Source organism: Sulfurimonas sp., from assembly GCF_014859695.1.
Lineage (GTDB): Bacteria > Campylobacterota > Campylobacteria > Campylobacterales > Sulfurimonadaceae > Sulfurimonas.
This window is the reverse complement of sequence record NZ_JACUTS010000001.1, coordinates 43,786-56,551: the sequence shown is the minus strand read 5'-3', so window position 1 is coordinate 56,551 and position 12,766 is coordinate 43,786. Positions and strand designations below refer to the sequence as shown.

The following is a 12,766-nucleotide window of genomic DNA, read 5'->3' as shown; positions in this document are numbered from 1 at the left end:
TCTATTTAAGAAGACTCTTTATAGCTGAGTAAGCAGTGTCCATCATCTTGTCGCACTCATCTTTTGTGATAATATAGGGCGGCATAAAGTAGACTACATGACCAAGCGGACGTAACAGAACACCGTTATCAAGCCCGTATTGATATACTCTAAGCCCTATTCGCTCCTCTGGTGTGTACCCTTTTAACTCCACTGCGCAAATCATGCCGGTCTGCCTAATGGAAGCGACATTTTCAAGCTCTTGAAACTTTAAGAGTTTTTCTGCCATATACTCAGCGGTTTTTCTATTTTCTTCTATAACGTTATCTCTCTGGAAAATATCAAGAGTTGCATTTGCAGCGGCGCAGGCAAGAGCATTTCCGGTATAACTGTGGGAGTGCAAAAATGCTTTATGCTCGTTATAGTCACAATAAAACTTGGCATATATCTCATCTGTTGTTAGTACGACTGAGAGAGGCAGATAGCCACCTGTAAGCCCTTTTGACAAAACTATAAAATCAGGTGTTATGTTAGCGCTCTGGCATGCAAACATCTCGCCCGTTCTTCCAAAACCGACCATCACTTCATCGGCTATCATGTGAATGTCGTAACTGTTGCAAATGTCACGCACCAAAACCAAAAACTCTTTATTGTACATATGCATATATCCTGCACCCTGAACAAGCGGCTCAAGTATAATAGCGCTTATCTCATCAGCCCTCTCTTCACACAACTCTCCAAATGCCAAAGCCGCCTCTCTAGCCGCCTCTATACTCATATCTTTTGGAACAGGAGTCTGAACGGTTCGGATAAGAAGCGGCTCGTAAGTATCTTTATATAGTTTCACATCGCCTACGCTAAGTGCACCTATTGTCTCGCCGTGGTATGAGTTACTCAGAGAAACAAAAAGTTTTCTCTCTTTGGCGCTATTTTTATGAGCATGAAAGCTCATCTTTAGCGCTACTTCAACGGCACTTGAGCCGTTGTCGGCATAGAAGCATTTACTAAGTCCCTTTGGTGTTAGTTTTACCAACCGCTCAGAGAGTCTCACTACCTGCTCATGCGTAAATCCTGCCAAAATCACATGCTCTAGAGTATCTAGCTGCTCTTTGATTTTTTCGTTGATATAACTGTTGGTATGTCCGAAAAGATTGACCCACCAGCTGCTAACAGCATCTATATAAGAGTTGCCCTCAAAATCTTCCAGGTATACTCCATGAGCCTTTTTTATTGGGATTAATGGGAGTGTTTCATGGTCTTTCATCTGCGTACATGGGTGCCACAAAACCTCCAAGTCTCTCTTTTTTAACTCTAAATTATTCATATACTATTTTTTTAACTCCACAGCTTCATACTCTGGAGTAAGCTCAAGGTTCGTACATGCCAAAAGTCCGTGAAGCTCCATCTCTGCTCCACTTACATCAAAGAGCTCTTCGCCATCTTTGCCTAAAAAAATAAACTTCTCATATTGATGATTGTCTCTATCAATATATTTTGAGTAAACAACATAAAATGCCTCTTTAAATTCAGGCATCTTTGCACAGTTTTGAATATATTTCTCGCACTCTTTATTTATGCTCTTTATCTCTAAGACATCCGATTGAATCGTATTTAGCAATACCTCTGGCAGTTTTGGCAACTCTTCTTTAATATTTGAGTATTTTTCGATAGTGCTCATTAAAAATCCTTTCTTAACTCTTTGTTGATAAATTTTACCACCTTTTAATTAACACTCATATTTAGTTACTATCACCATAAGCTCTCTTTATCAAGGTTTAATACGAATTTACCTAAAATTACAAAAATATCATAAACAAGGCTTGAAACCGATGATCACATGGATGCAAAGACATAAAAAATATCTCATAATAACTATCTGGATTTCTACTATCGCTTTTGTCGGTGCCGGCTTTGTCGGATGGGGTCAATACAACTATGGAGATAAGGCCGGAGCAGTAGCAAAAGTAGGTAGTGTTGAGATAACAATGGGAGAGCTTCAAAAAAGTTATTCAAATCTTTACAATCAATACTCACAGATGTTCCAAGGAGAGTTTGATGAAGAAAAAGCAAAAAGTTTTGGTCTAAAATCACAGGCTCTTCAATACTTAACGCAGCAAGCACTCGTCCTCAACCTGGCTAAATCTTATGATTTGCAAATCAGCGACACAGAACTTTTAGATGAGATCAAAAAGCAGGATTTTTTCCACAAAGATGGTGTTTTTGACAAAGAGATATACAAACAGGCTCTATTAAGAAACAACCTAAGCATCAAAGAGTATGAGGCTGACGTAAAAAAAGAGCTTCTTATCAAAAAAACATTGAAGCTTCTACCTGTAGAGGTGCAGGAGAGTGAAAATAAAATCTTAAACACTGCAATGAATATCGCAGACAAGATAGAGTATAAACTCTTAGATGTAAGCCAAATAAATGTCGATACATCTGATGCTTCCCTAAAACCTTTTTGGGAGAAGATGAAAAACAGCTTTATGAGTGAGGTACGTTATGATCTGAAGTTCATCAAACAGCCAAAACTCTCACTTGAATATGATGATGCTACAATCGCTCAGTACTATGATGAGAACAAACTGAACTTCAAAGATAGCGAGGGAAAAATACTCTCTTTAGAAGATGCAAGAAGCATGGTTGTTAGTGAACTTAATGCAAAAGAGACTAAAAAAGAGGCATTAAGAGGCTATATAGCACACAAAAAGGGAGAGGTAAGCGAGCAAGAGATAAAAAGTGCGACCATCTCTCTCTCAAACAACCCTTTTGGCAAAGACGCTATTGATGTAGTATCTGGCTTAACTCCTCTCTCGCCCTTTTCTAAACCTATAATGGTCGGTGATGACTATTTTACATTTGAACTTGTAAAAGTTAACCCTTCACAACCAAAAAGCTATGAAGATGCCAAGAGTGAAGTTACTGCTATGTATATTGATCAAGAGAGAAAAATAAGAGTCTCAGAGCTGGCAAAAAACTCATTCGCTACATTTAAAGGCAAAACAACCGATTTTATAACGGTTAATGATTATAACAAGCTAACAGATCTAAGCGAAAGTGATGCAAACGAGTTCTTAAACACTCTTGTTACTAAAAACTCAAAGAGAGGCTACATTGCTCTTGAGAGCGGAAACGTTGTTATGTATAACATCTTGGAACAAAAGCTGCTTGAGAACGATAACAGCAATCAAAACGATGTTATCGCTAGATTGAAAAGTGCTATGTTTAACGAAGGGTTGATTAAAATCCTGCAAAACAAGTACAAAACTGAGATATTTATCGAAGGACTATAAGTTGAGCAGAACTGTTTTAGCCATAGATATTGGTTCGACAAAAATATGTGCAATTATCGCAGAGATAGCTGACGATAACTCCATAGCTATAACAGGAGCGGGAACTTGCAAGGCACAAGGTCTAAAAAAAGGAAGCATAACAAACATAGAACTTGCTTCAAGATCTATAAGAACTGCTCTCAATGATGCAAAAAGAGTCTCTGGCAGCGAAGTAAAAACTGCAATAGTCTCCATTTCAGGCGCTTACACAAAAAGCTTGAACTCCAGCGGTATCGTAAATATTCAAAACAAAGAGGTTAGTTTTAAAGAGATAGAGCGAGTCATGCAGACCTCTCTTTATAATGCTAACATTCCAAACGAGTACGAAGTGCTTCACGCTCTTCCTTACAACTTTAAAGCGGACGATCAAGACTATATAGAAGACCCTCTTGGGATGAATGCTTCGAGACTTGAGGTTGAGACGCACATTATCACAACGCAAAAATCAAACCTAAATAACCTCAGAAAAGCTGTTCGCGGCGCTGGTGTCGAAGTTGAAAACATTGTCCTTACAGGGTATGCATCTTCAATAGCAACACTTAATGAAGATGAAAAAGAGCTTGGTATTGCCGTTATTGATATGGGCGGAAACACCAGCAATATCACAATTCACGCAGGCAACTCCATCAGATATAACGACTTTTTAGGAGTTGGTTCCAACCATGTGACAAGTGATCTCTCCATGGCGCTGCACACTCCGCTCAATATTGCAGAGAGCGTAAAACTAAACTACGGCTCACTTCTAAATCCAAGCAGCGACTTAATAGAACTCCCGATTATAGGCGATGAAAATACAACACATGAAGTCTCTCTTGAAGTCGTGCATAATGTAATCTATGCAAGAGTTGAAGAGACTCTTATGATTTTGGCTCAGTTTATCGAAAACAGCGGACTAAAAGATAAAATAGGAGCAGGCATAGTTCTTACAGGCGGATTCTCCCAAATGGAAGGGATGAGAGAGCTTGCGGTTGCAACATTCGGCTCCGTGCCTGTGCGTCTCGCAAAGCCAAAAGAGATGAATGGTCTTTTTGAGAACCTTCGCTCACCGGAGTACTCAAGCGCAATCGGTCTTGTTATGTATGCAGCATCTGCCTACACACAGTACGAAATAGACGTAAACAAAAGAGTTAGACACTCAAACGAAGTTCTTACAGGTCACAGCAGCATAAACCTAACCGAAGAACCTGATATCTCAACACCACACCTCCAAGAGAGTCATAAAAAAGAGGGTATTGTTTCAATTTCTATGAAAAAGAACAAAAAAGAGGACGAGGCTGGAGCCTTTAGTAAATTTTGGAACTGGGCAACACAGTTATTTTAAGGAGAGAGTATGGAACCGTTTTTAATTGAAGAAGCATGTGGCATAAATGGAGCAAGGATTGTGGCTGTAGGCGTAGGCGGCGGCGGCGGCAACATGATAGGACACATGATCAAAGAGGGTGTTACTGGCATTGAGATGATTATGATAAACACAGACGCTCAAGCATTAAAAGAGACTGTCGGTGCAACAACAATCCAAATAGGCGTGAAGCTTACAAAGGGTCTTGGTGCAGGTATGAAACCTGAAATCGGCAAAGAGTCTGCGCTAGAGAACTACGACGAGATAAAAAAAGCTCTTGAGGGAGCTGACATAGTATTTATCTCTGCGGGTCTTGGCGGCGGAACCGGAACCGGAGCTGCTCCGGTAATTGCAAAGATTGCCAAAGAGGTAGATGCACTAACCATTTCAATCGTCACGAAGCCTTTTATGTTTGAAGCTCCAAAAAGACTCAAACTTGCAAAAGCGGGACTTGAAGAGCTTAAAAAAGAGAGTGACTCTATCGTAGTCATTCCAAATGACAAGCTTCTCTCTATTATTGATAGAAAACTGGGAATTAAAGACAGTTTTAAAATCGTCGACAGCGTATTGGCTCAGGCTGTAAGCGGAACAGCAGGCGTCATTCTCTCTACAGGTTCAAATGACATCAACCTTGACTTCGCCGACTTGAAAACGGTTATGAGCCACAAAGGCATGGCGCTTATGGGCGTTGGCGAGCATGAAGGAGAAAATGCGGCATACGAGGCTATTAAAGCGGCTATAGAGTCTCCTCTTCTTGATAATGTCTCTATAAACGGAGCGATGGGTGTTTTGGTTCATTTCCATATGCATCCTAACTTTCCTATGATAGAGACATCCGAAGCTATGATTGTGGTTCAAGAGAGTGCGCATGAAGATGCAGATGTTATCTTTGGAACTTCCACAGATGACTCTCTTCCTGAAAACTATGTAAAAATCACAATAATTGCAACAGGTTTTGAGAAAGACTTGCATGCAGGTTCAAATAACGAGAACTTTGTAAACGAGGCTCCGACTCCTGTGACAAAAATCCGCCCAAGACTGGTTGTAGGCGGTGATCTAGACGGCAGTCACTTAGATATTCCCTCATATATGAGACAGCAACAAGATTAAAACTTTTTAGTTTTTTTTGCAACGCTTAAGTGATTAAGGGTTGCTGTTGCGCACTATTTTTTACAAAGAAAGAGAAGAAATGAAATTTTTATTTACGATACTATTTATAATGTTTTCTGCTTTTGCCTCAGAAATGCAGCTACAAAGCGGAGAACTTTCATCACAAAATATGAAAAAGCAAAACAGAGAGATTGCTAAATTAGCTGCCCAAGAGTTATCAAAGGCACTGCCCTCAACAATCGATAAATATACAAAACTCAGAAGCATCAAAGCAGATAACAGCACGCTTGTTTATATATTTGAAATTGATATCTCCCCAAAAAGTGATGAAAGTGTAAAAAAAGAGGATCATAGCAGAATGAAAGAGGCTGTAACTCTAGGTGTTTGCAGAAACTCAAAACGCTTTTTAGACGCAGATATTTCAATCCAGTATATATATAACAGTGCCCACAGCAAGGCAGAACTATTTAAGTTCGATATAAACAAAGAGATATGTTTTAATACCCTGCAATGAATAAAAACATCTCTTCCAAGGAGCTTATCTCCTCTTTAGATTTTTTTTCATCTCTCGATAAAGAGCAAATAGAACTTTTGTCATCTATCTCAGTCATACACAACTACTCTAAAGAGTATGTTGTATATTATGAGAAAAAACAGAACAACTCTCTTTTATATCTTTTAAAAGGGTTGGCAAAAGCATATAAAATAGACAAGTATAATAACGAAATATTTTTATACTATATATATGAAAACTCTCTAATAACTGAAATATCAAACATAAAACAAGAGACTCTCAACTCTTTTGCAAATGTAGCACTTCTAAAAGATTCTCAAATACTTCAAATAGATTACAAAAAATTTAAAGAAGAGTTTCTAGACAAAGGCTTTCTTTGTTCTGAGTTCATCAATGAAGTTATTTTAAATTCCCAGCAGCTGCAATCTCTTATAAATAGAGAGTTTATCTTTAACTCTACCGCAAAAGTCGCTATGATGCTATATGATGATCTGGATATATTTAACAATTTAAAAAGAGCAGAGATATCTCTTATACTTCATATACAGCCGGAGACACTCTCAAGAGTTTTGAACATACTAAAAAGAGACAATATTATAGATTCTAAAAATGGAAATATAGTAGTTTTAGACAAAGAAGCTCTAATCTCTATCTATGAGGAGTAAAATTTGAAAAAAATTAAAATTGTAGGCGCACTAATATTTGTTCTCTCAATTACGCTTGCAACTCTTTTTAGCTACACGTCAAAAAGCATCTCACAACATAATGATTTTATAGATGCAATGAATGAACAAAAAGATTTCACCCAAGAGATATCAAAAAATATTTTCTATATATATAAAAATCCAAATAGCTCCTCACAAACACTCGACGACTCCATAAGAAAATTTTTAGCTGTTATGAATTACAGAGAACAAAATATTGCAACAAATGAAAATATTGCAAAACTATGGAACAATTTTTATCTTAATGTACAAAATTTCAGAGATCAGTTCAAAAACAGATCCATCTACTCAACTATTTTATTTGAAAAAAGTCTAAAAGAGATTTATAACACTAACTTAAAACTTATTTTAGAGTTCAACCATATCATTCAAAAAGAAAAAGATAGTTTTGAAGAAAAACAGCAGTTCTACAAATATATTCAGTATCTACTTTTTATTTTTTTAGTACTACTTCTTCTATACTTATTTACCGAGTTAAAAACAGTTATCGCTTTTGTACAAAAATTTCTATCTGCCTCAAAAGAGATTATTTCAAATGCATCAATCAAAGAACTAAAGCCTATTGAAATAGAGAATGCCGGTACAGAAATAACGCAGGCAAAAGACAATTTTAATTCACTGGTAAAAAAGATAAATGACTCCATAGAGTACTCAGCAAACTCCATAGAATATACATATAAATCACTGGAGAGTACAGAGAAGCATATAGAGGATTTAGTAGAGTTGATATATGCTATGAACGAAAAAACAAGAGATAAAGAGTTGAGAAAAAAAGAGGATTCCGTCATACAATCTCTTGAAGAGCTAGGTTCAACAGCTATAAAGTTAAAAAATTTAAAAAAAGATTTAGACGCTCTCATTTTATATTCTAAACTTAAAAAATAAAATTAATTAAATAATTTGACCATAGTCAAATTATTACTCCTCAAATTAAACTACCATTTTGTTATTAATGGAATTTAAGGAGAATATCATGAAAAGACATTTTACCAAGTTTTCTTCAGTCATACTGAGCGCTTCGGTGGCAGCAACTGGTTTGGTTGCTAGTAGCGGTGAGCTTGCGGAAGTTATGAAGAAAAGAGGTCTAAGCGAAGTTGATGTGGTCCGTGCTGCAAAAACCTACAACCCTTCGGGGGTAAAAGATGAGTTTGTTGTTTTTAGTTCAGCTGGTCAAGCCGGTCAGGTAATAGTATACGGCGTTCCCTCTATGAGAATTTTAAAATATATCGGAGTCTTTACTCCTGAGCCTTGGCAGGGATACGGATTTGACGAAGAGTCTAAAAAGGTTCTAAGACAAGGAAATATCAGAGGAAGAGAGATAAACTGGGGAGATACTCACCACCCTGCTCTCTCAGAAATAGATGGAAAATATGACGGTAAATGGCTTGCTATAAATGACAAGGCAAATCCTCGTATCGCAATCATCGACTTAGCAGATTTTGAAACTAAACAGATTGTTGTTAACCCTGTTTTCAAATCTGCTCACGGTGGGGCTTTCTTTACCCAAAACAGTGACTATATCATTGAAGCATGCCAATATGCAGCTCCATTTGACAACAACTACCATCCAATCGAAGCTTACAAAGAAGCATACCGCGGCGGTGTTACAATGTGGAAGTTTGATCACAAAAAAGGGAAGATTCAAGAGAAAGAGTCTTTTACAATTGAGATGCCTCCATATATGCAAGATTTAAGTGATGCTGGAAAAGGTGTTTCTGACGGCTGGGGATTCACAAACTCTGTAAATACTGAAATGTATACAGGCGGAATCGAAGTCGGTATGCCGCCAAACGAAGCGGGTATGAGTAGAAACGACACTGACTTCTTACATGTATATAACTGGAGAAAACTGGGAGAACTTGCAAAAGATCCAAAAAATGTAAAAATCATTAATGATCACAAAGTTATTCCTATGGATATTGCAGTTAAAAACAATGCACTATTCTTAATTCCTGAACCAAAATCTCCACACGGTGTCGACGTCTCTCCTGATGGTGAATACATCACGGTTTGTGGTAAACTAGATACGCACGCTTCTGTTTTTAAATGGAGCAAAATCAAAAAACTTATTGACAGCAAAGAGTATGTAGGAAAAGACCCATACGGTATTCCTATCTTAGATATGAAGAAATCTCTGCATGGTCAAGCAGAACTGGGTCTTGGGCCATTACATAACCAATACTCTCCTGTAGACGGTGAAATTTATACTTCACTTTACGTTGATAGTCAAATCGTAAAATGGAACTATAAAACTCTTAAAGTACTAGATAAAGTAAATGTTCACTACAATGTAGGACACCTTTGTGGGATGGAGGGTAAATCTGCTGATCCTCAAGGAAAATATATTATTTCACTCAACAAATTAGCAATTGATAGATTTCAAAATGTTGGACCACTTCATCCACAAAATCACCAGCTAATTGATATTAGTGGTAAAAAGATGGACCTTCTTGTAGACATGCCTCTTCCTCTTGGAGAGCCACACCAAGCAGTTGCTATTAGAGCTGAAAAACTTCACGGGCATGTAAGATATCCAATGGGTACAAACTCTAGAACTGACTCAATCCACGAGGGTAAAACACTTGCAGGTCAAGAGAGAATTGAAAGAGATGGAAACAAAGTCAAAATTTATGCGACTGTTGTTCGTTCACACATCAATCCCGAGAGAATTACTGTAAACAAGGGCGATGAGGTAACTATGTACCTAACAAACCTTGAGCGTGCTCAAGATGAGGCACACGGTTTTACGATTGGCCATTATAATATTCATGCTTCACTTGAGCCGGGCAAGACTGCAAGTATTAAATTTATCGCTGATATAGAGGGTGTTTTTCCTTACTACTGTACTGAATTTTGTTCTGCACTTCACTTAGAGATGATGGGTTACCTAATGGTAAAAGACCCAAACAAAAAGTACGAAAGTGCGCAAAAAATGAAGATGCAGACAATGTCTCCTGCAGAGCTACAAGCTGAGTATGAGAAAACTGTCGCAACAAATGCCGCAACCGATGCTGTTATCCAGTCAGTGGTGAAGTTCTTAAAAGACAATAACTTTGATAAGCATAAGATTGTTGCAGAGCTTGTTACAGATGCATTTGATCAATATGGTCAAATTCCGGCACAGAAAAAACTGGCTGATGAAGCTGTTAAAGCCGGTGATTTGGAAAAAGCCATCCTATTTGAAAATATGATTTGGCAGCTTATGGTTAAAACAGCCGATGTTGGAATCAGAGCAAAAGATGCCCTTGTTAGAATCATTGCTACAAAACAGTCAGCTGCAGCAGCAGCCGGCGAAAAAGCTTTTGGCGAAGGCGGATGTGGCGGCTGTCACGTTATCGGTAAAGTCTCTTCCGGTCCAGACTTAACAGGTGTACTTGAGAGACATGGTAAAGATAGTCAAAAATGGGTAAAAGATTTTATTATGAGTCCTGAACACATGTATGATGATCCATATGTTAAAGGGATGATTGATTACTTTAACCTTAAAATGCCTAATCAGCACATGAATGAAAAAGAGACTAAAGATATCATTGAATATCTTAAATGGGTAGATGAGAACGCAAATCTTTTCTAAAGATACATTTTTTAGAAACAATTAAAAAAAGGGGGAGGAATTTTATTCTTCTCCCTTTTTGCATTTATATCAATCCTTTATTATTTAAGCTTATAAGAATAATATTGTAATATAATACATTATAAAATAAAACTTGAGGATTGTTATTAATTTTCAAGTTTTATTTTTTATATACAAAGGACTTTCATAATGAATAAAAGTTTGACAAAAGCAAGAGTGTTTGCTACTTTAGCTTTATTAATCCTAACCTTCTCTTTTACACTTCCAATGCTGGCATTTCATGGGGTGTTAAATCAAATAGAAAACTCCAAAGAGAGTGAGATCTCATCTTTTAGTAAAACAGTTTGGAATTTTTATAATCAAGGACGATACAAAAGTGTTAGTACGCCACAAGAAGCGCACAATGACTTAGAAAAAATGATATCGACTACAGCGGAAATAGGTCCTGCTTCTATGCCTATTTGGGCAGTTTCGCTTGAAGCGCCAAACTATCCTAAAGATGCTTTTCCAGAAGGTATTCCCGTATTTTTTCATTTTGACGGCTACAGCGGAGAAGTTCATGAAATGAATACTATCAACCACTATGTAGGAATGGATCCTATGTGGGTTGGCGGAACTATTGAGAGGGAGATAGGCATATATGCTCTTTTAGCACTATCTTTGGGAATAATATATTTTATACTTTACAACTCTAAGATTTTAATTTATTTTATGCTGATTCCGGCATCCCTTCCACTCCTCTTTATTGCTGATTATTCATTTTGGCTCTATTGGTTTGGGCATAATCTGCATGACTGGGGGATGTTTAAAATAAAACCTTTTATGCCTACTGTTTTTGGAGACGGAAAGATTGCACAATTTGTTACACACTCTTATCCGTCAATCGGTTTTTATCTTATTTTGGCAATCGGTCTGCTGAGCTTACTTGCATTTTTTGCAAAACAAAAGGCTCTTAAGGGAATAAATAACCAACATGCTTAAACTTTTTTTTGTTTTATTAACTCTATTTTTGCCATTGTTAAGCGCAAATGTACTGCAAAAAGCAATTGATGATGCACCTGTCGGTTCTATCTTAAAGCTTCCTGAGGGGGTCTACAAAGGCAGTATTGTCATAAATAAACCTTTGACAATTATAGGAAAAGAAGATGGCGTAGTCATTGACGGTGAAGGCAAAGGAACTGTAATAACCATAAAAAGTTCTTATGTGACACTTAAAAATTTAAGGATTACGGGAAGTGGGGATAGGCATGAAAACGTTGATGCTGCCATCACTATCTCTGAAGCAAAACAGTGTGAAGTCAGCAACTGCACCATAGATGATTGCCTTTTTGGAATTGACATGCAGATGGTTAGCAACTCTATCATCTCCAACAACACCATAACATCAAAAGATTTTGACCTAGGATTAAAAGGAGACGGTTTAAGACTATGGTACAGCCACGACAACATCATAAGAAAAAACTCGCTTATCCGCTCTCGCGACATGGTTGTCTGGTATAGTCACGGAAATCTTATAGAGGAGAATATCGGGGAGTATTGCAGATATTCGCTGCACTTTATGTATGCCGGCAAAAATTATGTGAAAAATAATAGCTACAAATACAACTCGGTAGGAATATTTTTTATGTACTCAAAAGATACCGTAGCAACGGGCAATTTCATAAAAAGCTCTTTGGGCACTACCGGAATGGGCATAGGCTTAAAAGAGGTAACCAACTTTACCATAAAAGACAATACGATTCTATACTGTGCTCAGGGAATCTATATTGACAGATCCCCATTTGAGCCTGATACAAATAACTGGATAGAGAACAACAAAATATTGTACAACTCACAAGCACTTCATTTCCACTCTTTAAGTGAAGACAACATTATCAAAAACAACATAATAATGGGAAATATTGAAGATGTTATAAATGATGGAAGATCAAGCAGAACTTACAATAATGAGATTAGCCAGAATTACTGGGATAACTACGAGGGCTTTGATAAGAATGGTGATAACATAGGCGATACCCCGCATAAAGTCTATAGATATGCGGATCAGCTCTGGATTCACAACCCGGATGTTAAGTTTTTCTACGGCTCGCCCGTTATATCTTTGCTAAATTTTTTAGCAAAACTGGCACCATTTACAAAGCCGCTTTTTTTATTTGAAGATGCAGAACCCATAGTTAAGATAGAAGGATAAAT

The 12,766-nt window shown here is 37.3% G+C and carries 11 protein-coding genes; 9 read left to right on the top strand and 2 right to left on the bottom strand.

Features of this window, described 5'->3' with window-relative positions; translation table 11 throughout:
• Nucleotide 1 precedes the first annotated feature (1 nt).
• Both IBX42_RS00325 and IBX42_RS00320 read right to left on the bottom strand, forming a co-directional pair.
• Nucleotides 2-1,303, bottom strand: a complete 1,302-nt coding sequence (locus IBX42_RS00325; RefSeq protein WP_294927054.1) for an adenosylmethionine--8-amino-7-oxononanoate transaminase — start codon at nt 1,301-1,303, stop codon at nt 2-4.
• Nucleotides 1,304-1,306: 3 nt separating this feature from the next.
• Nucleotides 1,307-1,657, bottom strand: a complete 351-nt coding sequence (locus tag IBX42_RS00320; RefSeq protein ID WP_294927050.1) for a hypothetical protein — start codon at nt 1,655-1,657, stop codon at nt 1,307-1,309.
• 151 nt (nt 1,658-1,808) lie between these two features.
• On the opposite strand from IBX42_RS00320, the gene IBX42_RS00315 reads away from it, so the two are divergent.
• The 9 genes from IBX42_RS00315 (at nt 1,809) to IBX42_RS00275 (ending at nt 12,764) form a co-directional block, all read left to right on the top strand.
• Nucleotides 1,809-3,272: a peptidylprolyl isomerase gene (locus IBX42_RS00315; RefSeq protein WP_294927048.1), complete on the top strand. Its 1,464-nt coding sequence runs from the start codon at nt 1,809-1,811 to the stop codon at nt 3,270-3,272.
• Between the two features lies 1 nt (nt 3,273).
• Nucleotides 3,274-4,632: a cell division protein FtsA gene (ftsA, locus tag IBX42_RS00310; RefSeq protein WP_294927045.1), complete on the top strand. Its 1,359-nt coding sequence runs from the start codon at nt 3,274-3,276 to the stop codon at nt 4,630-4,632.
• 9 nt (nt 4,633-4,641) lie between these two features.
• The gene (ftsZ, locus tag IBX42_RS00305) at nt 4,642-5,760 is read left to right on the top strand and encodes a cell division protein FtsZ (RefSeq protein ID WP_294927042.1); all 1,119 of its coding nucleotides are present in this window, start codon (nt 4,642-4,644) and stop codon (nt 5,758-5,760) included.
• Between the two features lie 79 nt (nt 5,761-5,839).
• Nucleotides 5,840-6,274: a hypothetical protein gene (locus tag IBX42_RS00300; RefSeq protein WP_294927039.1), complete on the top strand. Its 435-nt coding sequence runs from the start codon at nt 5,840-5,842 to the stop codon at nt 6,272-6,274.
• Entirely contained in the window at nt 6,271-6,939 is a 669-nt protein-coding gene (locus IBX42_RS00295; RefSeq protein ID WP_294927037.1) for a Crp/Fnr family transcriptional regulator, read from the top strand. The genes IBX42_RS00300 and IBX42_RS00295 overlap by 4 nt, the downstream gene beginning before the upstream one ends.
• Nucleotides 6,940-6,942: 3 nt before the next feature.
• Nucleotides 6,943-7,884, top strand: a complete 942-nt coding sequence (locus IBX42_RS00290) for a hypothetical protein (protein ID WP_294927034.1) — start codon at nt 6,943-6,945, stop codon at nt 7,882-7,884.
• A gap of 88 nt (nt 7,885-7,972) precedes the next feature.
• Nucleotides 7,973-10,573 (top strand): Sec-dependent nitrous-oxide reductase, encoded by a 2,601-nt coding sequence (gene nosZ / locus IBX42_RS00285; RefSeq protein WP_294927031.1) that lies wholly within the window; start codon nt 7,973-7,975, stop codon nt 10,571-10,573.
• 189 nt (nt 10,574-10,762) lie between these two features.
• The gene (locus IBX42_RS00280) at nt 10,763-11,554 is read left to right on the top strand and encodes a cytochrome C (RefSeq protein ID WP_294927028.1); all 792 of its coding nucleotides are present in this window, start codon (nt 10,763-10,765) and stop codon (nt 11,552-11,554) included.
• Complete coding sequence (locus IBX42_RS00275; protein WP_294927026.1) at nt 11,547-12,764, top strand: nitrous oxide reductase family maturation protein NosD; 1,218 nt, start codon at nt 11,547-11,549, stop codon at nt 12,762-12,764. Before IBX42_RS00280 ends, IBX42_RS00275 begins: the two co-directional genes overlap by 8 nt.
• Nucleotides 12,765-12,766: the final 2 nt, after the last annotated feature.